This is a genomic window from Pseudomonas sp. RIT411 (genome assembly GCF_003057735.2).
GTDB lineage: Bacteria > Pseudomonadota > Gammaproteobacteria > Pseudomonadales > Pseudomonadaceae > Chryseomonas > Chryseomonas oryzihabitans.
Genome location: NZ_QBIZ02000005.1, coordinates 18,314 through 42,789, shown reverse-complemented (window position 1 = coordinate 42,789; position 24,476 = coordinate 18,314). Strand labels below are relative to the sequence as shown.

The window sequence follows — 24,476 nt, the reverse complement described above, 5'->3', positions numbered from 1 at the left end:
TCGCGCCTCCGCCTGTGTCACCACGCGCGAATGTCCTGGGTTTCCAACAAGTATTCCATCCCGAGGAGTTTTGAATGGCTTATCAAGCCGCTTCCGATCGCTACGACTGTATTCCTTACCGCCGCGTGGGTCGCAGCGGGCTCGTGCTGCCGGCGCTATCGCTGGGCCTCTGGCACAACTTCGGCGATACCACGCCACTGGATCGTCAGCGTGCCTTGCTGCGTACCGCCTTCGATCTGGGCATCAATCACTTCGACTTGGCCAACAATTACGGGCCGCCCTATGGCAGCGCCGAAATCAATTTCGGTCGGTTGCTGCGCGAAGACTTCGCCGCCTATCGCGACGAGCTCATCATCTCCAGCAAGGCCGGCTGGGACATGTGGCCCGGGCCCTATGGCCAAGGTGGCGGCTCGCGCAAATACGTGCTGGCCAGCCTGGACCAGAGCCTCAAGCGCCTGGGCCTGGATTACGTCGACATCTTCTATTCGCACCGTTTCGACGAACACACGCCACTGGAGGAAACCGCCAGCGCCCTAGCCACCGCGGTCCAGCAAGGCAAGGCGCTCTATATCGGCATCAGCTCCTATTCGGGGACCAAGACCCGGGAAATGGCCAAGCTGTTGGCCGACTGGAAGATCCCGCTGCTGATCCACCAGCCGGCCTACAACCTGCTCAATCGCTGGATCGAAAAGGATCTGCTGGATGCGACCGAGGAAATCGGCAGCGGCGTGATCGCCTTTACGCCACTGGCCCAGGGCTTGCTGACCGACAAGTACCTCAATGGCGTTCCGGCCGAAGCCCGGGTCAATCAGCCCGGTGGCCAGTCGCTGCAGCAAGGCCATCTGTCTGCCGAGAACCTGACCCGGGTCCGCGCCCTGGATGCCATCGCCAAGCGCCGCGGCCAGAGTCTGGCGCAGCTGGCCCTGGCCTGGACCCTGCGCGATCCGCGCATCACCAGCGCCCTGATCGGCGCCAGTCGGCCCGAACAGATCGTGGAAAACGTCGCGGCCCTAGACAACCTGAGCTTTACCGCCGAGGAACTGGCCGAGATCGACACCCATGCGGTCGAAGGCGACATCAACCTCTGGGCCAAGCCGTCCAGCGCGGAATAAGGCTGTGTTCGGCGTATCTGGCGCTCCAGGGCCAGGTACGCCTACCTCTATGAGCGCCTACCGGCCCAGGGCATGACCACCCTCGCCCGCCCTCACCCATGCGGCTGCTGACGCCGGGTTCCGATCTGCTCCTGCCGGTATTGACTGGGCGTCCGTCCGGTCTCGTTGCGGAAATGCCGGTTGAAATTGGACAGGTTGGAATAGCCCACCTCGAAACAGATGGCGGCGATGGACAACTCCGCCTGCAGCAGCAGCCGACAGGCTCGCTGGATGCGCAGCTTGCGCGCCAGTTCGATGAAACCGTGGCCGGTGACCTTCTTGAAGAAGCGTGAAAACCCCGCCTCGCTCATGCCGACGCGCCTGGCGATCACCGGCAGTCGGATATCCTCGGTGAGTTCGCTCAGCAGATAGTCGAAGGCCTGATGTACCCGTGCGGAACTGCGGGCATCCAGCGCCGGCGCATAACAGGCACTGGCCAGGACGAGCCTCTCGCTTCCCGGCGCCCGGGACAGTAAGCCCAGCAAGGCGAACAGCCTGAGTAGCCGCTCGGCGCCCTGGGCCTGGCCGATCGCCTCGATCAAGGCAGCCGCTTCGCGGGCCGTGTCGCCGCTGAACTCCAGCCCGCGTCGGGCCTGCTCCAGCAACGGCAGATAATCGCCCAGTTCCGGCGCCACGGCGCTCAGCGAGCGCAACAGTTCGCCGTTGAACTGGATGACCACGTCACGGCCGGCGATCACCTCGCCGCGCGGCAGATCGCCGATCCAGTCATGCGGCAGATCCGGCCCGATCATGGCCACGTGACCTGCGGCAAAGGGTCCGACATAGTCGCCGGCCAGCAGCCGGCCGCTGCCCTGGCGGATCAGGTGGATCTCGTATTCCGGATGATGATTCCAGCGCGCCAAGGCGTAGGGATAGTCGTGCTCGTACCAGCGAAAGCTCTGGTCGGGCGCGGCGAAGATCACTTCCAGCTCTGCCGGCCGCGCCTTGAGGAAGGCGGTCGCCTTCATGATGCACCTCTGCTCGTTCTTGTAGGCCCGCACCGGCCGGCCTGGCTATCGATGCTTTTTTGACCTCGGTGCGCTCGGCGATCCAGGTCAAAAATGTATCGGTAATCGGTCAGTGCCAGGTTAGCCAGCGGCTTGGCCCTGCTGTTGTAATCCTCTCCAGCTGCGCTGTCGAGATCAGATTTATATCGGCGGCCAGTCATTGATAACAACAACAAGCTGCCCGTTGTGGCAGTCACGGAGAGAAGAAGATGAAGCGCCCTATCGCCTTGCTGCTGTTGGCCGGTCTCGGGTTGACCGGTATTGCCCAGGCCGTCGAATCGGTCACCGTTGCCACCGTCAACAACAGCGACATGGTGCGCATGCAGCGGCTGTCCCAGGTGTTCGAACAACGGCACCCCGACATCAAGCTCAACTGGGTGGTGCTCGAAGAAAACGTGCTGCGGCAGCGACTGACCACCGACATCACTACCGGTGGTGGCCAATTCGATGTCCTGACCATCGGCACCTACGAAACCCCGCTCTGGGGGGCCAAGAACTGGCTGGAGCCGCTCGACAACCTGCCTGCCAGCTATGACGTCGAAGACATCTTCCCGGCGGTCCGCCAGGGGCTGTCGGTCAACAACCATCTCTATGCCCTGCCGTTCTATGGCGAAAGCACCGTCACCTACTACCGCAAGGACCTGTTCAAGGCCGCCGGCCTGCAGATGCCCGACAAGCCGACCTGGTCGCAACTCGCCGCGTTCGCAAGCCAGCTCAACCAGCCGGACAAGGAGCAATACGGCCTCTGCCTGAGGGGCAAGGCCGGCTGGGGGGAAAACGTCGCGCTGCTCAGCCTGATGGGCAATGCCTTCGGCGCGCGCTGGTTCGACGAGCAGTGGCACCCCGAACTGACCAGTCCCGAGTGGACGGCAGCGGCCAACTTCTATGTCGACAACATGAAGAAGTACGGCCCGCCCGGGGCTTCCAGCAACGGTTTCAACGAGAACCTGGCCCTGTTCAACAGCGGCAAGTGCGCGCTCTGGGTAGATGCCAGCGTCGCCGGTTCCTTCACCACCGACAAGAGCCAGAGCAAGGTGGCGGACGAGGTCGGCTTCGCCGCCTCGCCCCATGAGGTCACCGACAAGGGCTCGTCCTGGCTGTATGCCTGGTCGCTGGCGATCCCGGCGAGCGCCAAGCACAAGGAGGCGGCCAAGACCTTCATCACCTGGGCGACTTCCAAGGAATACATCCAGCTGGTGGCCGAGCAGGACGGCATCTCCAACGTCCCGCCGGGCACTCGCCAGTCCACCTACAGCCAGGCCTACCTGAGCGCTGCGCCCTTCGCCAAAATCACCCTGGAAATGATGCAGCACGCCGACCCGGCCCATCCCTCGGCCAAGCCGGTGCCCTATGTCGGCATCCAGTACGTGACCATTCCCGAATTCCAGGCCATCGGCACCTCGGTCGGCAAGCTGTTCTCGGCTGCCCTCACCGGCCAGATGAGCGTCGAACAGGCCCTCAACGCGGCCCAGACCTCGACGACCCGCGAGATGAAACGCGCGGGCTATCTCAAGTAATCCCTTTCTACCCCAAGAAGCCGACCGCGCGGTCGGCTTCTCTCGATTGGAGCCAAGACCATGAACAGACTGGAAGGAAAAAGCGCCCTGATCACCGGTGCCGCGCGCGGGATCGGCAAGGCCTTCGCCCAGGCCTACCTCAGGGAAGGCGCGACGGTGGCCATCGCCGACATCAACATCGATAGAGCCCACGAAACGGCCGAGGAACTGGGCGAGCGCGCCTACGCCCTGGCCATGGACGTCACCGACCAGGCCTCCATCGACACGGCCATCGCCCAGGTGGTCGCTACCGCCGGCAAGCTCGACATCCTGGTCAACAATGCTGCCCTGTTCGACCTGGCACCCATCGTCGAGATCTCGCGGGAAAGCTATGACCGGCTATTCGCCATCAACGTGGCCGGCCCCCTGTTCACCCTGCAGGCCGCTGCCCGGCAGATGATCGCCCAGGGGCATGGCGGCAAGATCATCAACATGGCCAGTCAGGCCGGTCGCCGCGGCGAAGCCCTGGTGGCCGTCTATTGCGCGACCAAGGCGGCGGTGATCAGCCTGACCCAGTCGGCCGGCCTCGACCTCATCAAGCACCGCATCAACGTCAATGCCATCGCCCCGGGCGTGGTCGATGGCGAGCATTGGGAAGGTGTGGACGCCCTCTTCGCCCATTACGAGCAACGACCGCTGGGCGAGAAGAAGCGCCTGGTCGGCGAAGCCGTGCCCTACGGCCGGATGGGAACCGCCGAGGACCTGGTCGGCATGGCGCTGTTCCTGGCGTCCAGTGACAGCGACTTCGTGGTGGCCCAGACCTACAACGTCGACGGCGGCAACTGGATGAGCTGATCGCCGCGCGGTCAGCTCAGGTCGTGCAGTTCCTTGACGATCGCCGGCCCGATCTGCAGGTCGGCAAAGCTGACCTCCAGGCCCTCGCGCTGCGGCGAACAGCAATAGGGCCCGACCTGCAGCGCCGCGCCCTCTTCGCTCGCGAAGCGGCACAGCCGCAACAGCGGCCAGGTCTGGCCATCCAGGGAATACTGGAGGCGCAGCACCTCGGCGTGCAGCGTCATGCGCAGCCAGAATCCCCTGACCGCATCCGGCATCGGCCCGAGGGCCCAGTCGGAATGCCCCAGGGTGAGGACGCTGCCCAGATGGCCAATGCCATCGTTGATCTCGAGCCCGGTCTTGCACCAGCGCTCGCTGCCCTGCCGCACCATCAGACCGGCCTGGTCGTACAGCTCGGTAAAGGTCCCGGTGATCCGCACCTGCACGGTGAAATCCGCGCCGGCCGCATAACCCCGGAAATGTCCGCTGTCACGTTCGAAGCCGTATTGGGTCTTCTGCCAGAAGTCGGTCTCGCGATCGGTGCTGATATGCAGCAGGCCGTCCGTATCGGACCAGCGCGTCGGCTCGTTCAGCCAATGGGCAGGCAGGGTCTTCGCAAGGGTCATGACAGGTATCCGCGGCGGATGGGCTGCGCTCACGATAGATCACGGATGCCCGATGCGCCAAAGCCAGACGGTAAATCGTACTGCGAGGACCGCGAGCAGAGCGCTGAGCGCCGTGCCAGGCGCCATTCCCTGCCCTCCAGCGACTTTTTTGCAGGCATGAAAAAAGGGAGCCCTGAGGCTCCCCCGTTCAAGTACGTCTGCTGTCCTCTTGTTTTTGTTGTCGGACGTCGACGTCATCGATCTTTAGTACGCCCCACCAACGAGGTGGGAAGTGAACAGATTACTTTGGTTGCTCTGGAGCGTTCCAAAATGATCGGTTCGCGAGCCTTGGCCGTCTTGTTCTTGTTGTGGGCGGTTAGCGGCGCATCTTGTTGTTCTTGTGCCAGTAATAAAGCACTCGCCGTGCCAACATTCATAAGTCGTTGAAAATACTGGGTTTATCTGATTCGAGGCTGATGTGCAGGCAACTGTTGCGGAGGATTTCGTTACCTTTTCACTCGGCCATGAAGGATCTGGTTACGACATCCACCCGCTCGGTAACGTCATCGGGGCTCAGCGACTGTAGGTCGAGCGCTTGAGCGTCGCTTCGTTGTTGCGCTGGGCGGCGGGCCGTTCCGGGTTGTCGGTGGGCAGGTACAGCAACCGCGTGGCCAGCACCTCGCGCCGCGGCTTGATGTCGGGTCGCAGGGCCCCGCGCTGAGTCCGGTCGAAGTCGCGCAGATCGACGACCTGCATGCCGTCCTGAGCCGGTACCACGAACACAGGCAGGTTCGCGTGGATCATGGCGTCATAGCGACTCTCCTCGCCGAACCAGAGCATCGCCCGGGGATGCGGTGCGATCTTCTTGTGGCGGACCAGGATGTCATCGTCCGCCATGCGATTGAGTGCCTGGTGTTCCTGCCATTCCGGAGTGCGATCCAGAGCGATCCGCTCCCGGTCGGCACGGGCCATGGCCAGGGTCTTGAGTTGCTCGCGCACCTTGGCCACCTTGACCCGCTCTCCCCCTGCGGTGTGCCCGGCCCAGGTAAAGGTCAGCTGCCGGACCGGATCGGGAAAGCCATGCACCTTGCGGATCAGCTGCTTGGTATTGAAGGCGCCACCCAGGGCCTTGCGCATGATGCGGGGCCGCGCCTCCGGCGCCAGCTCCAGCTCCAGGCGTGTCTGCTCGATCGCCGCGCTGAAGGCGGCCTTGCAGGTATTGATGGCCAGGATCTCCTCCATCAGCGGCTCGGCCAGGGCGATATAACCGGGCAGTCGGCTGACCGTACCCGGTGCCTGGCCGGGTTGCAGGTGGAAGGCCAGCAAGGCATCGCGGGTGAGTTCCACCGCGGCGCTGCCCTCGAAGGACTCCGCCGCGATGTGGTCAGGCACCCGCTGCTGGGCCAGCAGCGGCAGCCGCCAGACCCGGGCAGCTATCACCTTCCCGGGCCAGCGCTCATTGAAGATGGCGATGCTCCGCTTGAGGTCTTCGAACGCGCTCTTGATGTCTTCGTGCATGGCCAACTCCAACCTGATAACTACCAGATTGTAGCATTTACAAGAACTTGGGCCTCTTCTTGATAGCTGTGCAGAGGATCATCACTAAATGTGTTTATGCTATAGGGGTGGTATTGCTATTCAGGGGCTGTAGCTTCTGGGTAAATTGCGGACGGCCGTCCTGATCCCTGAGGGTGACCTGCAATTCGGCGGTCTTGCCGTCGATCTCCACCTCCCCGAAGAATTGAAAGTTGCTCAGCGGTGAGGTGTTCGCCTGAGGCGGCGCCTTCTGGAACACCACCTCGGGCCCGAAGGTGGCATTTAGCGGATTGGGACCGAAGCTGCCGGCGTTCAGCGGCCCCGCCACGAATTCCCAGAAGGGTTCGAAACCCTGGAAGGCCGCCCTGTCCGGGTGATAGTGGTGCGCGGCGCAGTAATGCACGTCCGCAGTAAGCCAGACGGTGTTGCGGATCCCCTGCCGGGCGATGAAACGCAGCAGGTCGGCCGTTTCCAGCTCGCGCCCCTTGGGGGCTCCGGGATCGCCATTGGCGATCGCCTCCCAGCGCGCCTGGCCCTGCGCGTCCTTGCCATCCGGGACCTGCAGCCCGATGGGCATATCGGCCGCGATCACCTTCCAGGTCGCCTTGGACGCCTGCAGCTCCTTTTTCAGCCAGTCGAGTTGCTCCTGACCCATAAAGGCGCCCTGCCCGCCCTCCTCGCTACCCAGGTTGCTGTCATTGCCGGCGCGATAGCTGCGCATGTCCAGCACGAAGACATCCAGCAGGGGGCCATAGGCGATCCGTCGATAGATGCGCCCTGCCCCGTCGGCCGAGACGCCCCGCATGGGCGCGTATTCCAGGAAGGCCTGGCGGGCCCGACCGCTCAGGACATTGATGTCCTTGACCCGGTAGCGATCATCCAGCGTCTTGCTCGGCGACCAGTTGTTGGTAGTCTCGTGGTCGTCCCACTGCCACACCTGGGGTACCTCGGCGTTGAATCTCTTGAGGTGGGCGTCCATCAGGTTGTAACGATAGTTGCCGCGGAATTCGTCCAGGGTTTCCGCCACCTTGCTCTTGGCCTCGGTGGTGAGGTTGCGCCAGATGCGGCCCTCTTCCACCGTCAGCTGGGCCGGGACCGGGCCGTCGGCATAGATGGTGTCGCCGCTGTGCAGGAAGAAGTCCGGCCGCCGCTCGCGCATGGCGTTGTAGATGCGCATGCCGCCGATGTCGGGATTGATGCCAAAGCCCTGCCCCACGGTGTCGCCGCCCCAAACGAAGCGGATATCCCCGCGCTGGCTGGGCGCCGAGCGCAGGTGGCCGATGACGGGCTCGCTGAGCGCGCCGCTGTCTACGTCTTCGAAGCGCACGCGGTAGAAGATGTGCTGATCGGCCGGCAGCCCGGCCAGGTCGATGCGGGCCGTATAGTCCTGGGCCGCCGTGGTGACGGGACCCGTCGCCTTGCGCAGGGAGCGAAAGCTCTCCTGGGTATCCCACTCCACCAGCAGCCGCGCCGGACGATCCGTCCGACTCCAGATCAGCGCCTGCCCGCCGGTGACATCCCCCGCCTGGACCCCATCGGGTATTCCCGGGCGCCCTGCCGGTGCGGCCCAGGTTCGCTGGCCCAGGGCGGGCAACAGCAGCGTGGCACCCAGGCCTTGCAGAACGCGACGACGATCGGGACGGATAAGGGACATGGCAACGGCCTCTGGCGGAAAAAGGCTAGCACTACCCCGCCTTGATGACCCGTTCGTGACAATAGGGGTATCAGGTGAAAGCCACGGTCCCTATAGGGGTGGTATTAAAGTACGGGTGCTTTGGCCTGGGCGGTCTGAAATGGCATCATGGCGCCCCCATTACGATCCGCCGTTGTGGCCGTCGCGAAGTTGCTTGGAGCCCCCATGTCCGCCAGACCCTACATCACCGTCACCCCGCCCAACGTCGCGCTGCATGGACGGGTCGCCCCACCCGGTTCCAAGTCCATCACCAACCGCGCCCTGCTGCTGGCAGCGCTGGCCAAGGGCACCAGCCGCCTGACCGGCGCTCTCAAGAGCGATGACACCCGGCACATGTCCGAGGCGCTGCGGCAGATGGGTGTCACCGTCGACGAACCCGACGCCACTACCTTCGTGGTGACCAGCTCCGGGCGCCTGCAGCAACCGGAAGCACCGCTGTTTCTCGGCAATGCCGGCACGGCGGTGCGCTTCCTGACCGCGGCGGTGGCCACCGTCGACGGCGCCGTGACCCTGACCGGTGACGCCTATATGCAGAAGCGGCCGATCGGTCCCCTGCTGGAGACCCTGAGCGCCAATGGCATCCAGGTGGAGGCGCCGAGCGGCTGCCCGCCGGTGACCGTTACCGGCCAGGGCCGTCTCACCGCGCGCCGCTTCGAGGTGGATGCCGGCCTGTCCAGCCAGTATGTCTCCGCCCTGCTGATGCTGGCCGCGCTCGGCAGCGAACCGGTGGACGTCGCCCTGCGCGGCAGCGACATCGGTGCCCGTGGCTATGTCGACCTGACCGTCGAGGCGATGCGCGCCTTCGGCGCCCAGGTCGAGCAGCTGGACGCCGCCACCTGGCGGGTCGCCCCGACCGGCTACGTCGCACGGGACTACTTCATCGAGCCGGACGCCTCCGCCGCCACCTATCTCTGGGCAGCCCAGGCCCTCACCGGCGGAACCATCGACCTGGGGGTGGCCGACGACGCCTTCACCCAGCCCGATGCCAAGGCCCTCGACCACATCGCCGCCTTCCCTCGGCTGCCGGCGGTCATCGACGGCTCGCAGATGCAGGATGCCATTCCTACCCTGGCGGTCCTGGCAGCCTTCAACGAGACCCCCGTGCGCTTCGTGGGCCTGGCCAATCTGCGCGTGAAGGAATGCGACCGGGTGGCGGCCCTGCACGACGGCCTCAACGCCATTCGCGCCGGTCTCGCCAGCGTCGAGGGTGATGACCTGCTGGTGGCGGCCGACCCTGCCCTGGCCGGTACCCGGACCGATGCCGTGATCGAGACCCACGCCGACCACCGGATCGCCATGTGCTTCGCCCTGGCCGGCCTGAAGGTGGCAGGCATCCGCATTCTGGACCCCGAATGCGTCGGCAAGACCTATCCTGAATACTGGAATGCCCTGCGCAGTTTGAACGTCCAGCTGAGCGAGGGTATCGAAGCCTAGGTAACGCCCGTCACACGCCCGCTCGCTGAATGGAATCCCCGCATGTCGACCTCTCTGCTCGAACAGCAGGCGCTTTTGCAGTTGACCTCCCACGCTCTGGTCATCACCGACCGCGACGGGTGCATCGAGCGTTGGAACCGCGGGGCCGAGCTGCTATGTGGCTGGCCGGCCAGCGAAGCCCGGGGCCAGCGCTTCGCTGATCTGCTGACGTCGGGTCGGGACGCCGCCTTCCTGACCACCGCCCTGCATCAGGCGCTGGTCGACGAGCACGGCCAGGGCGCCGGCTGGATCACGGTGCAGGGCGGTACGCCACGCTGGGTGGAGATCGCCACTACCGCTCTGAAGGACGCCGAGCACCCGCTCGGCTTCGTGCATGTGCTGCAGGACAGGACCGATCAGCTGATAGCCGAAGAGCGGGTGCGACTGGCCCAGGAGGTCGGGCGCGTCGGTACCTTCGAGCTGTTACCCGGCGAGGCCCGACTGCTGGTGTCCTCGGGATTCTGCCAGCTGTGGGGCTTACCGGTCCGCCGCAGCTATCCCCTGGAAGAGCTGATCCGGCAGCTGCATCCCGACGACGTCTCCAGCCTGCGAACCCTGACCGCGGCGCCGGACGACGACGCCCTCGACTATCTCGAATACCGCATTCGCCGTGCCGACACCGGCGAGGAGCGCTGGCTCGGTCGGCGCGGCCAGTTGATGACCAGCCAGGGCGGCGGCCGCTATCTGGGCGTGTGCTACGACATCACCGAGCGCAAGCTCAACGAAGCCGCCATCACCGAACGCGATCTCTGGCTGCAGGAGCTGTACCACGGCATGCGCGAGGGCTTCTACATGGCCCAGGCGATCCGCGATGCCGCTGGCCGGATGGAGGATTTCCGTTTCCTGGAGGTCAATCCGGTCTTCGCCACCCTCACCGGCATCCCCCTGGATCAGGTCCTGGGGCGGACGCTGCGCGAATCCCTGCCGCAGCTGGAAGCCGACCTGCTGCCTGCCTATGTCGACTTCATGAACGGCGATGCCGAATTCACCCAGTTCGACATCCTGCTGCACCTGCAGCATGAACACTGGTACGAGGTGCGCGCCCACAAGCTGCCGGGCGATCGTTTCGCGGTGCTGTTCATCGACATCAGCAATCATCGCCGTCAGGCTCAGGAGCTGGCCCGCAACGAGGCGCAGCTGCGCGCCATCATCAACTCCATCGACCAGATGGTCTGGGCCACCCGCCCCGATGGCCACCACTTCTATTTCAACAACCGCTGGTACGAATTCACCGGAGTGCCGGAAGGCTCCACGGAGGGCGAAGGCTGGGCCAACGTCTTCCACCCGGACGACCAGGAGCGCACCTGGAAGGTCTGGCACCACAGCCTCAGCACCGGCGAGCCCTACCACATCGAATACCGCCTGCGGCATCGCTCCGGGCGCTACCGCTGGGTGCTCGGCCGGGCGCAACCGGTGCGTGACGCCAAGGGCCGCATCGAGCAATGGTTCGGCACCTGCACCGATATCCAGAGCATCGTCGATGCGCGGGAGGTCCTCACCCGTTCGCGCCAGGAGCTGGAGCAACAGATCGAACTGCGCACCCGCGAGCGTGACCGGATGTGGCGCATCAGCCATGACCTCATGGTGATCTGCCGCGCCGATGGCGAGGTGAAGACGGTTAACAGCGCCGCTACCCGCCTGCTGGGACGGCGTGAGACCGATCTGGCCAGCATCCAGCTCACTGAACTCATCCATCCCGACGATCAGCGCCAGGTCTTCGATACCCTGCGCAGCCTGGGCCGCCAGCAGGGCTCGGCCAATCTCAGGGCGCGGTTGCGTGGCCGCGATGGCAGCTATCGCATCCTCGACTGGACCGCCAGCGCCGAAGACGAGCTGATCTACGCCGTGGGGCGCGACGTCACCGAGCAGCAGGAGCTGCAGGAGCAGTTGCGCCAGGCGCAGAAGATGGAAGCTGTGGGTCAGCTCACCGGTGGCATCGCCCACGACTTCAACAATCTGCTGACCGGCATCATGGGCAGTCTCGACATGCTGCAGCGGCACCAGAAGGCCGGTCGCCAGGACAAATTCGACCAGTATCTGCACTCGGCGCTGACCTCCGCCCAGCGCGCGGCCGCCCTCACCCAGCGGTTGCTGGCCTTTTCCCGGCGCCAGGCGCTGGATCTGCAGCCCATTCACGTCAACGACTGCGTGCGCTCCATGGAGGAACTGCTGCTACGCAGTCTGCGCGGCGATATCGTCCTGCAGCTCGAGCTGGACGCCGGACTCTGGCAGGCGCTCACCGATGCTCACCAACTGGAAAGCGCCCTGCTCAACCTGGTTATCAATGCCCGCGATGCTCTGCCTCATGGCGGCACCGTCCGCATCGAGACGCGCAATGTCTATCTCAGCGACAGCGGCAATGGCCTGGACGCCGTGAGCGCCGGTGACTATGTGGCGCTGCTGGTGACGGACAACGGCATTGGGATGCCACCCGAGGTCATGGCACGCGCCTTCGACCCCTTCTTCACCACCAAGCCCATCGGCCAGGGCACCGGCCTGGGGCTATCGATGATCTATGGCTACGCCAAGCAGTCCAAGGGGCATGTCCGGCTCGATTCCCTGCCCGGCCAGGGCACGACCGTGGGCCTCTACCTGCCCCGCTACCTGGGCGCCGATGTCAAGCCGCCGCGGCTGGCCTCCCCTACGGTCACCGCTCACAGCGCCGGCAAGACCGTGCTGGTGGTGGAAGACGAACCCGTGGTCCGGCAGATGGTGGTGGATCTGTTGCGCGAACTGGGCTACGCGACCCTGCAGGCCGAAGACGCGCGCAGCGCGCTGCCGTTGCTGGAAAGCGGCCGCCCCATCGACCTGCTGCTGTCCGATGTCGGCCTGCCGGGCATGAACGGTCGCCAGCTGGCCGAGATCGCGCGGCAGCGCCGGCCCGGCCTCAAGGTACTGTTCGCCACCGGCTATGCCGAGGGGGCCCACCTGGAAGGCTATCTCGACCCCGGCATGACCCTGATCACCAAGCCCTTCAATCTCGACGCTCTGGCCACGCGCGTCGGCGAAACCCTGGCAGCCGATCCCCTGCCCCTCAGCTCGGCGGCTGTTGGCCCGCAAGACGGCGATAACTGAGCGGACTCTGGCCGGTGCCGCGGCGGAAGAAGCGGGCGAAGTAGGCGGGATCGGCAAAGCCCAGGGCATCGGCGATCTCGCCCACCGATGCCTGGGTGTAGGTCAGGGTGCGGCGCGCCTCCAGCAGCAGGCGCTGGTGCACGATGGCCAGCGCCGAGGCTCCGGCCAGCTGCCGGCAGAGGCCGTTCAGGTGTACTCCCGAGATCCCGAGCGCCGCCGCGTAGCGCCCCAGGCTCCAGTGCTCGCGATAGTGCTGCTCCACCAGCGCCAGAAAGCGTCCCAGGTGCTGTTCGGCGCGTCGTGGCAGGGTCGCGCCCTGTTCGGGCCGATGCTGCCGCAACAGCCAGATCGCCAGGCTATCGAGCAGGGCTTCGAGCATGACCTCGCGACCGGGCTTGTGGCCCTCGTATTCGGCGACGAGCTGACCGATCAACTGGTCGATCCAGGGGGCGTCGGGTCCGCTCAGGTCCAGGCACCCGGCGGCCAGGAACAGTCCCTGCCCGGCTCTCTGGCAGCGCTGCTTCAGGCGCTCCAGCTGAGGCACCGGCAGGGTGACCACGAAGCCCTCCACCGAAGGCTCGAATTCGAAGGCATGCACGCACAACACCGGCAGCACCACAAGCAGCGGCCCGGTCCTTTCGCCCTGCCAGTCTTCCAGCTGCAGGCGCACCCCGCCCTGGCGCACATAGAGCAACTGCGCGAGATCCGCATGACGATGGGTTTCGATATGCCAGGCATGCAGCCGACTGCGACTCTCGATGGTTTCGCAGTGCAGCAGGTCCGGCGCTGGCCAAGCCTGGGCCTCGCCATACAGCTTGAAGATGGGTGGCAAGGCAGTGGTCATCGTCAGTCCTTGGGCGATAGCCGCACGAATCATTGAAAAGTACCAGAAAGTTTCGCAAAGGTCTCTGTCGATACCAGAGAAAACCGTCCAAAAATACCGGAGCCCCATAATAAACGGCGATCACGCCAGACAAGAGGACAGACTCCATGCGCACCCAAGTCGTCATCATCGGCGCGGGCCCTTCCGGACTGCTGCTGGGCCAGCTGCTCACCCGCTCGGGTATCGACAACGTCATCGTCGAGCGCCAGAGCGCCGACCACGTACTCAGCCGCATCCGTGCCGGCGTGCTCGAACAGGGCACGGTCGATCTGCTGCGCCAGGCCGGCGTCGCCGGGCGGCTGGAACAGGAAGGCCAGGTGCATGAAGGCGTGGAGTTCGCCATCCACGGCCAGCGCGAGCGACTGGACCTGAACGATCTGCTGGGCGGACGCTGCGTCACCGTCTATGGCCAGACCGAGGTGACCCGCGACCTGATGGCCGCCCGCCAGGCCAGCGGCGCCCCTACCTTCTACCAGGCCAGCGAGGTCCAGCCCCACGAACTCAAGGGCGAGCGTCCTCATGTCACCTGCCAGGTCGCCGGTGAGACGCTGCGCATCGACTGCGATTACATCGCCGGCTGCGACGGCTTCCATGGCGTTTCGCGCCGCAGCATCCCGGACGGCGTACTCACCGAATACGAGCGGGTCTATCCCTTCGGCTGGCTGGGCTTGCTGAGCGATACCCCGCCTGCCGCCGACGAACTCATCTACGTCAATCACCCGCGTGGCTTCGCGCTATGCAGCATGAGATCGGCGACCCGCAGTCGTTACTACCTGCAGGTGGAAGCCGGAGATTCGGTGGAGAACTGGTCGGACGAGCGTTTCTGGGCGGAACTCAAGGCGCGCCTGCCGGCCGAGACGGCGGCCCAGCTGGTGACCGGTCCCTCGCTGGAAAAGAGCATCGCCCCGCTGCGCAGCTATGTGGTCGAACCCATGCAGTACGGCCGGCTGTTCCTGGTCGGCGATGCCGCCCATATCGTCCCGCCCACCGGCGCCAAGGGACTCAACCTGGCCCTGGGCGACGTGCGCAATCTGCACCTGCTGCTGGAACGCGCCTATCGCAGCGGCGACGCCAGCTGCCTCGAACGCTACTCGGCGCTCTGCCTGAAGCGGATCTGGGCGGCAGTGCGCTTCTCCTGGTGGATGACCACCGCCCTGCACCGTTTTCCGGATACCGATGCCTTCACCCAGCGGGTGCAGGACGCCGAACTCCAGGCGCTGCTCGATTCCAGAGCGGGTCGCACGACCCTCGCGGAAAACTACGTCGGATTGCCCTTCCCCGCCCTGGATTGATCGAGGTCGCCCGCAGGTGGTGACGGCTGCGCGTCTGATGCATGATGGCGCCCCCGTTCCACCTGGCGCCCTACCCTCATGCTCGAATTCGCCCTGGACCCCATGACCCTGACGCTGCTCGCCGGGGTCGCCTTCCTCGCCGGTTACATCGACGCCATCGCCGGCGGTGGCGGCCTGCTCACGGTGCCGGCGCTGCTGATGGCCGGCGTGCCGCCCCATCTGGCGATCGGCACCAACAAGCTCAGCTCGACCTTTGGCAGCGCTACCGCCGCCTACACCTTCTACCGCCGCAAGCTGTTCCATCCCCGTCAGTGGCGGCATGCGCTGCTGGCTACCGCCCTCGGTGCGGGGGTCGGCGCCTTGGTGGCCCACCATCTCTCCGCGGACTTCCTCAATCAGCTGCTGCCGGTCGTGGTGTTCAGCTGCGCCCTCTATCTGCTGTTCGGCGGCACGCCCAAGGCACCGGTGCTCAGCGATGCGCCCGTGCCGCAACGGCGCCAATGGCCCCAGGGCCTGACGCTGGGTGCCTACGACGGCCTGTTCGGGCCAGGCACGGGCGCCTTCTGGACGGTCAGCAGCCTGCTGCTCTATCCCCTGGATCTGCTCAAGGCCAGCGGCGTGGCGCGCACCATGAATTTCGTCAGCAACGGGGTCGCCCTGGTGATGTTCATCGCCCTGGGACAGGTGCTCTGGGTGCTGGGGCTGACCATGGGTCTGTCACTGACCCTCGGGGCCTACCTGGGCGCGCGCAGCGCCATCGCCGGCGGCGCCAAGTTCATCCGCCCGGTGTTCATCTGCGTCGTGCTGGCGCTGACCGTCAAGCTAATCTGGCAGCACTGGTTCAGCGCCGCCTAGGCGCTCGACCCGATAGCGATCGATCAGAAAGCGCGAGATGGAAAAGGCCGGCGGCAGCGTCGGCAACTCGCGCAGGTGGAACCAGCGGGCATCTTCGATTTCATCCGGTTGGCAGCGGATGTCGCCGCTCAGGTAATCGACGTGATAGCCCAGCATCAGGGAATGCGGATAGGGCCAGTTCTGGCTGCCCTGGTAGCGCAGGTTGGTGACCGAAACGCCCACCTCTTCCATGATCTCCCGGTGCACGCAGGCCTCCGCCGACTCGCCCGGCTCGACGAAGCCGGCCAGGGTGCTGAAGACCCCGGGCGCGAAACGGGGCGACCGCGCCAGTAGTACCTCGTCACCGCGCGTGACCAGGGCGATCATGCTCGGCGACAGGCGCGGATATTGGGTGAGCTGGCAATTCGGGCATTTGAGGCCGCGCTGGCCATCGAGGGCGAAGGTGCGGGTACCGCACTGTCCGCAGAAGCGATGCTGGCGTGCCCAGGTCCCGATCTGATTGGCATAGCCCAGCAACTTGAACAGCGCATGGGGCGATTGCAGCATCAGCGGCCGCAAGGGTTGCCAGACGCAGCCCTCGATGTCCGGCGGGGTGTCCAGCTCGAGCAGGGTGACCGGCTGGGCCTGCCACTGGCCAAGGCCGTGGCGCTCTCCTTCGAATCCCTGCACCCGCGAATCGTCGCTGGCGAAGAGCACGTCCGCACCCGAGGTCAGAAACGCCTGGCCGCTATGGACGACCAGCCAACCGCCAGAGGATTGGGCAGTCTGGAACCAGCCGGGCTGCCAGACACTCATGCCGCAGCCGAGGTCCAGCCCAGGGCGTGAATGCTTTGCGCCGCGATATCGAGGATTTCCGGGGTACCGTCCTGACTCTCGGTGCCACCGCTTTCGACAAAGAATTCGATGCTGCTGAGGGCATCCGCCAGCACCTCGAGGGTCGCCGGCTCACAGGCCTGGCCGCCCTCGATCAGGCAGCGCTGGATGTAACCGGTGCAGGCACGCACCAGCTCGGCCGCCCGGGGATTGCCCAGGAAGAACAACGCCCCGCGGACGGTATCCAGCAGCGCCGGCACGGTGGCCAGGTGCAGGGCGTCGCCCCGCGAATCGAGGAAGGCACCGATGGCGCGCTTGGCGTCGGTCAGGCCCTTGTAGGCTTCCCGATGCAACAGCGCCTGGGCTTCGCCCAGCTGGTAATTGGCGACACTGACCTGGACGCCATCGGCTTCCAGCGGCACGTCGATCAGCGAGCCCTGCCCTTCGGGCTGGCCCAGCAGACTTTCCACCAGCAGCAGGGCATCGGCCAGGGGCGCGAGATCGTCCAGCACCAGGGACTTGTCGCGGAACTGGGAGATATTCGGCAGGCACTGCTGCAGGACCTGGCCGGCATTCTCCTGGCCAACCATCTCCAGCGTCTTGCCGAGCAGGCCGACCTGGACATACAGCCGGGAGAAGTTGTCGGAGCGTGGCAGCCGATTCTGCTCGGCGCCGTTGCGCAACTCGGTTTCAATGAGATCTATCAGGTCCTTGACCGTCTCCAGCTCTTCGCGGATGGCGGCCGACAGCGAATGCATCACGGCATGACCCGGACCGGCGAGACGCTTCTTGCCGGCTTCGAGCTGGGCGTCGGTGAAACCGAGTCGCTCGAAACCGTAGGCATTCATGACTTCCTGTGGATGGGCGCCTTCGACACCGGCCAGCGCCAGCAGATACAGCAACTCCTTGAGAGTGCTGCGCGCGGGCTCGTGCAATTCGTTGCCCAGCATCTGGCGCAATTCGCGATCCACCCGGGCGAACAGCTGCTTGCGTTCACGGGTGGCAGTCAGGCGACCCTGGGCGAAGCCCTCGACGGTAGCCGCGGCGACCCAGGGCAGGTAGCCGCCGACCTGATCGTGCAGCAGCGCCGCGGAGCGCTCCAGCGCCCGCGCCATTAGGCGCAGACTGGCTACGCCATTGACGTCGCGCAGGAAGCCCAGCAGGCCGACCTGGTACATCTGGCGCATCCGGCGTGCCTGGGCCTGACGCTCGCGCAGGCCAAGGCGCGTGGTGGCGCTGATCAGCGGGCGCTGATCGAGGCGGACGCTGAAGAAATAGCTTTCCGGAAGTTCGGGTTCGCCGCCCGCCAGGCGCAGGGCATTGATCGCCGGCAGCAGCAATTCGGGCATCTCGTCCTGGCCGCTGCGCAGCTGTTCGAGATAGCGGCGCAGGACATGCAGCCCACGGCAGATCGCCATGAGGTGCTCGTCATGCTCGGGACCGGCGCCGGCCGGGATGTCGTTGGCAATCTGCAGCGTCTGATGGGCGAGCAACTGGGCGCCTGCCAGCTCGATCAGCGTCAGGGCGCCGCGAATCTGGCCGATACTCTCGACCGCGCGCTGCAACAGGCTGCTGCAGTGCCGCTCGACGATGAATCGTTCAAGATGGGATTCAGCTTCCTCTATGGTCGCGAACAGCTGTTCGCGGACCAAGCTCAAAGCTCTTGCTCCGGTCACCATAGTGCCTTACGCCTCCTGCGCCATTACAACCTCGCCAACGCCATTTTAAAACGGGAAGAAAGGCTTGCTATTCCAACTGGAGCCTAGGTACCTGCGTCTTCCTGACCGGGCCACACTAATCATTCCAGGCGGACGGGGATTCGACCTCACGCCACGCCAGGGAACCTTGCTCTGGAACGCTAGACCTGTAAATCCACAAAAGCGAAGCGATAATTCCGAATCGTCATATGATTTTCAGGAACCAATAAAGTTCCGCGCAATTCGAAATTCGAGGCTTCATGCGGGCTCAAATGACCAGCCTGCAGCATCTTAGTTGAACAATAGCTGAAAATTGTGAGGTCTTTCAGCTTATTCGGACGAACGCGAACGCCCGGTCAGGCACTGACCGGGCGCTGAGGAGAAGGGAGGAAGGCGTTATTCGGCTCCGGCGCCCGCCAGCCAGAGCGGGGTCCGGCCACAGCTCTTCTCGATGGCCGCCATGCGCGCCGCATGGGCATCGAGATCGGCGCTGCTGGCGTTGATCACGCGCGTGCGCTGGCGATCGGCCGGCAGCCGCCGGATCGGCATGACGTAGTTGCCATCGCCATTGCCTTCCTGGCCGTGCGCGGCCAGGGACAGGCTGGTCTGGCCACCGGTCATGGCCAGGTAGACGTCGGCGAGGATCTCGGCGTCCAGCAGGGCGCCGTGCAGCTCGCGGTTGGAGTTGTCTACGCCATAGCGCTTGCAGAGCGCATCCAGGCTGTTGCGCTGCCCGGGATGCCGACCGCGGGCCATGACCAGGGTGTCGAGCACCGAGCAGTGCTGGGTGATGTCGGCCCGCTCGGGATGGGCGCCCAGCCGGGCGAACTCCATGTTGATGAAGCCCACGTCGAAGGGCGCGTTGTGGATGACCAGCTCGGCGCCTTCGATGAATTCGAAGAAGCTGTCGGCGATCTCGGCGAAGCGCGGCTTGTCGGCCACGTATTCGTCGGTGATGCCGTGGACCGCGATGGCGCCTTCGTCGATCTGACGATCCGGATTGAGATAGACATGGAAGTGCCGCCCGGTCAGCCGCCGGCCAATGACCTCCACCCCACCGATCTCGATGATTCGATGGCCATCGGTCACCGGCATGCCGGTGGTTTCGGTATCCAGAACTACGTATCTCATCGCTAACCTCTTGGCTGGTTACGCCCTGGCGGCCTGCTTGGCCTGCCGGACTTCATCGACACCGCGGTTGGCCAACTGGTCGGCCCGCTCGTTCTCGGGATGGCCGGTATGGCCGCGCACCCAGCACCACTCGACCTGATGGCGCTGAACCTGCTCGTCCAGGGCCTGCCACAATTCGGCATTCTTCACCGGCTGGCGCGCGGCGGTCTGCCAGCCGCGCTTCTTCCAGTTCACCAGCCACTGGGTGATGCCCTTCATCACGTACTCGGAGTCGGTGGTCAGGCGGATCTGGCAGGGGCGCTTGAGCGCCGCCAGCGCCTGGATGGCCGCCATCAGCTCCATGCGATTGTTGGTGGTGTTGGCTTCGCCACCCCAGAGCTCGCGCTCCGCACCCTTGAATTTCAGCAAGGCACCCCAGCCGCCCGGGCCGGGATTGCCCTTGCAGGCGCCGTCGGTAAAGACCTCGACGATATCGTCACTCATTGGATTCACTCGATTCGCGGCGGCTGATCTTGGCCACCGGCATGGGCACCAGCTTGCCACGCGGTTCCTTGCGCGCCTGGGGCACGGGGCGCAGGCCGAACATCAGCTTGCGCGCCGACAGCAGATAGAAGCCCGCCCCCGCCGCCTGTTCGCAGTTGGGTTCGGCCTCGCCCTGCTCCATCCAGGCCAGCCGCTGCTGCCACTTGGGGGATGAAAGCGGCGGACGATAACACCCGAAGCGACGTTTCTCCAGCGCGAAGCCCAGTACCGAGAGCCAGTCGCCGACCCGGCTGGGGCCAAAGCAACGGGCCTTGCGCAGGGCGTCCCGGGCCAGGTAATGGCGCATGCCCCAGAGACTCCAGGGGTTGATGCCCACCACCACCAGATGCCCGCCCGGGCGCACGCTCAGAGCCGCTTCGCGCAACAGCCGATGGGGCGCCAGGGAGAAGTCCAGACCGTGTTGCAGGAGGACCACGTCGGCGGCGTGCTCACCCAGCGGCCAGGCGCCCTCCTCGCAGACGATGTCGACATCCCCCAGCGGCGGACCGATGCGCACCGCATGGCGGAGCTGGCCGCAATTGGCCGGCGCCTCGGGGTGCGGACCGTAATGGATCAGATAGCTGCCGAAGTGACGCTTGAGCTCTTCATCGATCAGCACCCGCTCCTGCTCCAGCAGCAACTGGCCCAGCGGGCCGGCCAGCCATTCCCGTGCCGAGCTCATCAATTTCAGCCAGCGCGGATCGACCTGGGCGGAGAATTCATCGTGCATCGTCTGGTCCTCTCATACTGAAGCCTAAGCCCTTCCACCGACTGCTACCCTAGGGGCCAGCCGTCCGACCAGAGAGCCCATCCATGTTCGACATCCTTCCGTTGCCCGCTTTCAACGATAACTACATCTGGCTGATCAAGGACGCCGCGACAAGACAGGCGGTCGTGGTCGATCCCGGCGATGCCGCCCCCGTCCTGGCCTGGCTCGACGCCCATCCGGACTGGCGCCTCTCCGACATCCTGATCACCCACCATCATAACGACCACACCGGTGGCATCGCCGCCCTGAAGGGGCGCAGCGGCGCCCGGGTCAGCGCGCCAGCCGACGAACGCATCGCCGCGGTCGATCTGCCGCTCACCGACGGCCAGCAACTGGAGGTGCTGGGCGCCCGCTTCGAAGTCCTGCGCGTGCCTGGCCATACCGCCGGCCATATCGCCTTCCATGTCCCTGGCAAGCGGCCCCTGCTGTTCAGCGGCGATACCCTCTTCTCGGCCGGCTGTGGCCGCCTCTTCGAAGGCACGCCCAGCCAGATGCTCGGCTCGCTGCAGCGCCTGGCCGAGTTGCCGGACGCCACCGAAATCTACTGTGGCCATGAATACACCCTGAACAACCTGCGTTTCGCCGAGGCAGTGGAGCCGGACAATGTCGCGGTCCGGGAGGCCCTGGCCGAGACCCGGCAACTCAGGGACGCCCAGCGCCCCACCCTGCCCTCCAGCCTGGGCCGCGAACGCCAGATCAACCCCTTCCTGAGAACCGGCGAAAGCAGCGTGCGCCAACGCCTTCAGGAAGAACGCGGGGTGCCGGCCGAGGCGTCGGAGGATACCTATTTCGCCGCCTTGCGCGGCTGGAAGGACACGTTCTGACACCTATTGCCCAGATCCTGCCAGAGCGCTGAAACCCAGGGTTTTCGGTCGTCGTACAGGTCACAGGCCAAGGGGTTGTTCCTTGACCCCCCGGGATGCGGTTCCTAGAATCGCCCATCCTTCAGCTCCCGGAAAGCCCAGACCGATGCCGCCAGCGACGCCGAAAACCCGCGAAATAGACGTGCTGGCCACCTCCTTCAAAGTCTCGGCGCTCTGCCTCGCCGTCTTCCTCGCCGGCTGTCAGAGCAATCAGCAGCCCGATAATCGTGCCTACCAGGCCGATCTGCACATGACGCCCAGCAAGATCCAGCGCCCGCCGGAATGGCTGCGCAAGGCGCCGACCGCGGCAGCGACCAGTGGCGACATCTGGGACCGGGTACGGGACGGCTATCAGTTGCAGGGCGCCGGCGACAACGGCACCAACCCGCGCATCGATCGCCAGCGCCTCTGGTACGCCAGCCACGAAGCCGCCCTCGCGCAGTCGTGCAGTCGCGGTGCGCCCTATCTGCATTACATCGTCGAGCGCCTGGAAGAGCGCAACATGCCGCTGGAACTGGCCCTGCTGCCGGTGGTGGAAAGCTCCTTCAACCCCAACGCCCTCTCGCGCAGCGCCGCCTCCGGGCTGTGGCAGTTCATCCCCACCACGGGGAAGTACTTCAATCTGCGCCAGACCCGCTTCTATGACGGTCGCCGCGACATCACCGCCTCGACCAATGCCGCCCTGGATTACCTGAGCAAGCTGCACGACATGTTCGGCGGCGACTGGCTGCTGGCGCTGGCCGCCTACAACGCCGGCGAAGGCACGGTCAGCCGCGCCATCGAGCGCAACCAGTCGCTTGGCCTGCCCACCGACTACTGGAATCTGTCGTCGCTGCCTCCGGAAACCCAGGACTACGTGCCCAAGCTGCTCGCCGTCTCCCAGATCGTGCGCAACCCGGACGCTTACGGTCTGGCCCTGGAATCCATCCCGGACGAGCCCTACTTCGAAGTGGTGGACATCAAGCAGCACCTGGACCTGGCCCGGGTGGCCGAGCTTGCGGACCTGGATGCCAACGAACTCTATCGCCTGAATCCCGCCTACACCCAGCGCGTCACCATGGACGGCCCCAAGCACCTGCTGGTGCCGGCGGAAAAGGCCAAGCGCCTGGTTGCGACCCTGCCCAACATCACCCCCGACGCCGTGGTGCAGTGGCAGGAATACCGGGTGCGCCGCGGCGATACCATGCGCAGCGTGGCCAAGCGCAATCGCGTGAGCGTCGAGCAGCTCGCCGCCCTCAACAAGCTCAACAGCAGCAGCCGCCTGTCCGCAGGCCGGGAATTGATGATCCCGCGCCGCGAGACCGGCAAGACCACGACACCGCTGGAAACCATCGCCGTGGCCGAAGAGCCCGTGGTGCGCACCTACAAGGTCCGCACCGGCGACAGCCTCTGGTCCATCGCCCGGGCCAACGAGGTGGAGCTGGCCGACCTCAAGCGCTGGAACGATCTCGGCAAGCGCGGCCTCAAGGTCGGCGAGACCCTGAAGCTGCACGGCACGGGCAGCAGCAGCGCCTCCGCCGTGGCGATGCCGGCGTCCTATACCGTCAAGACCACCCAGGCCGCCGCCAAGGCGACCAAGACCGCCAAGGCCGCGCCCACCTACTACAGGGTCAAGGCGGGCGATTCGCTCTACCAGATCGCCAAGCGCTACAACATCGGCGTGCAGGCGCTGCAGGACTGGAATCCGCGCATCGCCTCCGCCCTGACCCCCGGTCAGACCCTGACGCTGTTCCTCAACTGAGGCGCGACCGCTCACCGCAGCGGTCAACCAGCGCTTTTGTCCCGGGTATCGACCTGCTACCTTACCGCCCCACCCGTGCCTGACCCCTAGCGGAGTCAGGCCAAGATCTCGCTCTGACCTGCGCAGAGCCCTGCCCAACCCGGACCTCAGCCCAAGGCTGCTGCCCGGGAATCAACACAGAAGAGGAAAAAACCATGGGATTTCTCGCCGGTAAGCGCGTTCTCATCGTCGGCGTCGCCAGCAAGCTGTCCATCGCCTCCGGCATCGCCGCGGCCATGCACCGCGAAGGCGCCGAGCTGGCCTTCACCTACCAGAACGAGAAGCTCAAGGGTCGCGTCGAAGAATTCGCCGCGGGCTGGGGTTCCAATCCCGAGCTGTGCTTCCCCTGCGACGTTGCCGACGACGCCCAGATCGAAGCCGTGTTCGCCGCGCTGGCGAAGAAGTGGGATGGTCTGGACTGCATCGTCCACTCGGTCGGCTTCGCCCCGGGCGACCAGCTGGACGGCGACTTCACCGCCGTGACCACCCGTGACGGCTTCAAGATCGCCCACGACATCAGCGCCTACAGCTTTGTCGCCCTGGCCAAGGCCGGTCGCGAGATGATGCGCGGCCGTAACGGCAGCCTGCTGACCCTGTCCTACCTGGGCGCCGAGCGCACCATGCCCAACTACAACGTCATGGGCATGGCCAAGGCCAGCCTCGAGGCCGGTGTCCGTTACCTGGCCGGCAGCCTCGGCCCGGAAGGCACCCGCGTCAACGCCGTGTCCGCCGGTCCCATCCGCACTCTGGCCGCCTCGGGCATCAAGAGCTTCCGCAAGATGCTGGCCGCCAACGAGCGTCAGACGCCCCTGCGTCGCAATGTGACCATCGACGAAGTCGGCAATGCCGGCGCCTTCCTCTGCTCCGACCTGGCGTCGGGCATCAGCGGCGAGATCCTCTACGTCGACGGTGGCTTCAACACCACCGCCATGGGTCAGCTGAACGACGACGAGTGATCGCGGCAGCTACCTGATCACTGCGAAGGGCCGGCAATTTGCCGG

Annotated in this window: 20 protein-coding genes; 10 read left to right on the top strand and 10 right to left on the bottom strand. The window is 65.4% G+C overall.

The window, feature by feature from the left end:
- Nucleotides 1–74: 74 nt before the first annotated feature.
- On the top strand, nucleotides 75–1,112 hold the full coding sequence (gene mgrA, locus DBY63_RS09180) for an L-glyceraldehyde 3-phosphate reductase (protein WP_108581713.1): 1,038 nt from the start codon (nucleotides 75–77) through the stop codon (nucleotides 1,110–1,112).
- Between the two features lie 92 nt (nucleotides 1,113–1,204).
- On the opposite strand, the gene DBY63_RS09175 is transcribed toward mgrA, so the two are convergent.
- Nucleotides 1,205–2,119: an AraC family transcriptional regulator gene (locus tag DBY63_RS09175; protein ID WP_108581712.1), complete on the bottom strand. Its 915-nt coding sequence runs from the start codon at nucleotides 2,117–2,119 to the stop codon at nucleotides 1,205–1,207.
- 248 nt (nucleotides 2,120–2,367) lie between these two features.
- On the opposite strand from DBY63_RS09175, the gene DBY63_RS09170 reads away from it, so the two are divergent.
- Nucleotides 2,368–3,675 carry a sugar ABC transporter substrate-binding protein gene (locus DBY63_RS09170; protein WP_044341876.1) on the top strand — a complete coding sequence of 436 codons (1,308 nt, stop codon included), beginning with the start codon at nucleotides 2,368–2,370 and terminating at the stop codon, nucleotides 3,673–3,675.
- A 60-nt stretch (nucleotides 3,676–3,735) separates the two neighbouring features.
- Nucleotides 3,736–4,509 carry an L-iditol 2-dehydrogenase gene (locus DBY63_RS09165; protein WP_108581711.1) on the top strand — a complete coding sequence of 258 codons (774 nt, stop codon included), beginning with the start codon at nucleotides 3,736–3,738 and terminating at the stop codon, nucleotides 4,507–4,509.
- A gap of 11 nt (nucleotides 4,510–4,520) precedes the next feature.
- Here DBY63_RS09165 and DBY63_RS09160 read toward each other — a convergent pair whose 3' ends face one another.
- The 3 genes from DBY63_RS09160 to DBY63_RS09150 all read right to left on the bottom strand — a co-directional run bounded on the left by DBY63_RS09160 (nucleotide 4,521) and on the right by DBY63_RS09150 (nucleotide 8,283).
- Nucleotides 4,521–5,114, bottom strand: a complete 594-nt coding sequence (locus DBY63_RS09160) for a DUF1349 domain-containing protein (protein WP_108581710.1) — start codon at nucleotides 5,112–5,114, stop codon at nucleotides 4,521–4,523.
- Between the two features lie 552 nt (nucleotides 5,115–5,666).
- The gene (locus tag DBY63_RS09155; RefSeq protein WP_017640218.1) at nucleotides 5,667–6,611 is read right to left on the bottom strand and encodes a DNA replication terminus site-binding protein; all 945 of its coding nucleotides are present in this window, start codon (nucleotides 6,609–6,611) and stop codon (nucleotides 5,667–5,669) included.
- 94 nt (nucleotides 6,612–6,705) lie between these two features.
- Complete coding sequence (locus tag DBY63_RS09150; RefSeq protein ID WP_108581709.1) at nucleotides 6,706–8,283, bottom strand: alkaline phosphatase D family protein; 1,578 nt, start codon at nucleotides 8,281–8,283, stop codon at nucleotides 6,706–6,708.
- 204 nt (nucleotides 8,284–8,487) lie between these two features.
- Here DBY63_RS09150 and DBY63_RS09145 point away from each other — a divergent pair, with 204 nt between their 5' ends.
- Entirely contained in the window at nucleotides 8,488–9,756 is a 1,269-nt protein-coding gene (locus DBY63_RS09145; RefSeq protein ID WP_108581708.1) for a 3-phosphoshikimate 1-carboxyvinyltransferase, read from the top strand.
- Nucleotides 9,757–9,798: 42 nt separating this feature from the next.
- The gene (locus tag DBY63_RS09140) at nucleotides 9,799–12,870 is read left to right on the top strand and encodes a hybrid sensor histidine kinase/response regulator (protein ID WP_108581707.1); all 3,072 of its coding nucleotides are present in this window, start codon (nucleotides 9,799–9,801) and stop codon (nucleotides 12,868–12,870) included.
- Here the strand turns inward: DBY63_RS09140 and DBY63_RS09135 are convergent.
- Nucleotides 12,830–13,714, bottom strand: a complete 885-nt coding sequence (locus DBY63_RS09135) for a helix-turn-helix domain-containing protein (protein WP_037007914.1) — start codon at nucleotides 13,712–13,714, stop codon at nucleotides 12,830–12,832. The genes DBY63_RS09140 and DBY63_RS09135 overlap by 41 nt on opposite strands.
- Before the next feature lie 146 nt (nucleotides 13,715–13,860).
- Here DBY63_RS09135 and pobA point away from each other — a divergent pair, with 146 nt between their 5' ends.
- Both pobA and DBY63_RS09125 read left to right on the top strand, forming a co-directional pair.
- Nucleotides 13,861–15,045, top strand: a complete 1,185-nt coding sequence (gene pobA / locus DBY63_RS09130) for a 4-hydroxybenzoate 3-monooxygenase (protein ID WP_044341882.1) — start codon at nucleotides 13,861–13,863, stop codon at nucleotides 15,043–15,045.
- A 78-nt stretch (nucleotides 15,046–15,123) separates the two neighbouring features.
- Nucleotides 15,124–15,900 (top strand): TSUP family transporter, encoded by a 777-nt coding sequence (locus DBY63_RS09125; RefSeq protein WP_044341883.1) that lies wholly within the window; start codon nucleotides 15,124–15,126, stop codon nucleotides 15,898–15,900.
- Here the strand turns inward: DBY63_RS09125 and nudC are convergent.
- The 5 genes from nudC to DBY63_RS09100 all read right to left on the bottom strand — a co-directional run bounded on the left by nudC (nucleotide 15,868) and on the right by DBY63_RS09100 (nucleotide 20,793).
- On the bottom strand, nucleotides 15,868–16,695 hold the full coding sequence (gene nudC, locus DBY63_RS09120; RefSeq protein WP_108581706.1) for an NAD(+) diphosphatase: 828 nt from the start codon (nucleotides 16,693–16,695) through the stop codon (nucleotides 15,868–15,870). The genes DBY63_RS09125 and nudC overlap by 33 nt on opposite strands.
- Nucleotides 16,692–18,392: a ferrous iron transporter B gene (locus DBY63_RS09115; RefSeq protein ID WP_177411439.1), complete on the bottom strand. Its 1,701-nt coding sequence runs from the start codon at nucleotides 18,390–18,392 to the stop codon at nucleotides 16,692–16,694. The genes nudC and DBY63_RS09115 overlap by 4 nt, the downstream gene beginning before the upstream one ends.
- 414 nt (nucleotides 18,393–18,806) lie before the next feature.
- Nucleotides 18,807–19,541 (bottom strand): DNA polymerase III subunit epsilon, encoded by a 735-nt coding sequence (gene dnaQ / locus DBY63_RS09110; RefSeq protein WP_027599364.1) that lies wholly within the window; start codon nucleotides 19,539–19,541, stop codon nucleotides 18,807–18,809.
- An 18-nt stretch (nucleotides 19,542–19,559) separates the two neighbouring features.
- Nucleotides 19,560–20,024, bottom strand: a complete 465-nt coding sequence (rnhA, locus tag DBY63_RS09105; protein WP_108581704.1) for a ribonuclease HI — start codon at nucleotides 20,022–20,024, stop codon at nucleotides 19,560–19,562.
- A complete protein-coding gene (locus tag DBY63_RS09100; protein ID WP_007161712.1) occupies nucleotides 20,017–20,793 on the bottom strand; it encodes a methyltransferase domain-containing protein in 777 nt (258 codons plus the stop codon). Before DBY63_RS09100 ends, rnhA begins: the two co-directional genes overlap by 8 nt.
- 83 nt (nucleotides 20,794–20,876) lie before the next feature.
- Between DBY63_RS09100 and gloB the strand changes: the two genes are divergently transcribed.
- The 3 genes from gloB (at nucleotide 20,877) to fabI (ending at nucleotide 24,431) form a co-directional block, all read left to right on the top strand.
- Nucleotides 20,877–21,656: a hydroxyacylglutathione hydrolase gene (gene gloB / locus DBY63_RS09095; RefSeq protein ID WP_108581703.1), complete on the top strand. Its 780-nt coding sequence runs from the start codon at nucleotides 20,877–20,879 to the stop codon at nucleotides 21,654–21,656.
- Nucleotides 21,657–21,801: 145 nt separating this feature from the next.
- The gene (locus DBY63_RS09090; RefSeq protein ID WP_108581702.1) at nucleotides 21,802–23,436 is read left to right on the top strand and encodes a lytic transglycosylase domain-containing protein; all 1,635 of its coding nucleotides are present in this window, start codon (nucleotides 21,802–21,804) and stop codon (nucleotides 23,434–23,436) included.
- Nucleotides 23,437–23,630: 194 nt separating this feature from the next.
- Nucleotides 23,631–24,431 carry an enoyl-ACP reductase FabI gene (fabI, locus tag DBY63_RS09085; protein ID WP_042134086.1) on the top strand — a complete coding sequence of 267 codons (801 nt, stop codon included), beginning with the start codon at nucleotides 23,631–23,633 and terminating at the stop codon, nucleotides 24,429–24,431.
- Nucleotides 24,432–24,476 lie beyond the last annotated feature (45 nt).